The organism is Vibrio agarilyticus (assembly GCF_012641465.1).
Classification (GTDB): domain Bacteria; phylum Pseudomonadota; class Gammaproteobacteria; order Enterobacterales; family Vibrionaceae; genus Vibrio; species Vibrio agarilyticus.
Window position 1 is genome coordinate 1 of the sequence record NZ_JABAIK010000058.1, and the last position, 671, is coordinate 671.

Consider the following 671-nt stretch of genomic DNA (forward strand, 5'->3'; position numbering starts at 1 on the left):
AAAGATAAGCTGAGCTAATAAGTCCTACCCCACCACCCATCGGGGCAATAATAAGAACAAAATGAGGCAATTATTATGGAACACCAAGATCATGGCGTGAGAAAAGAATATAAAAACACAATTGATTACAATGCGAGAGCATCAGCTGGCAATGACCTGACCGATCAGAATAAGGTCGCATTTCTACCAGGCACGTCATTCTCAGCAGACCCTTTCACTAGAGATGAAGATGGTAATGTTATCGCTGTAAATACTGACGAGCTTGTCGCAGAATTCAGGAATCAAGACCTTAAAAGAAAAGGCAAAAAAGGCGGTGGCAAATATATGAACCACTTCAGCCTGACACTTGATCACAAAGACTCGCTCACTCCTGAACAATTTAATATTGTGCTCAATGACTTCATGAAAGAAATGAAATGGGATAACAGCCTTTACTTTGCCCTCCTTCATTCAGACAAACAGCATTTACATGCGCACGTCCATCATCACTTAGTTCAAGACAATAGCAAGACACTTGATATCTTTCGACACTACGAGAAGGCGGTGAACGCTGCTGCACAGGTTTCCAAAAAGCATGGTTTGAAAGTAGCACCAGACCCTTACGAAGAGCTAATTGGAACCAGTACGAGTCTAGGCAAGCAGGCCAAGATCATGAAGAAATCGAAAAGCGA

1 protein-coding gene is annotated in these 671 nt (G+C 42.3%); it reads left to right on the top strand.

Annotated features, from left to right (window positions below; all coding sequences use genetic code 11):
- Positions 1-75 precede the first annotated feature (75 nt).
- The coding region (locus HGP28_RS18980) for a relaxase/mobilization nuclease domain-containing protein (protein WP_168837986.1) at positions 76-671 on the top strand (596 nt) is incomplete at its 3' end.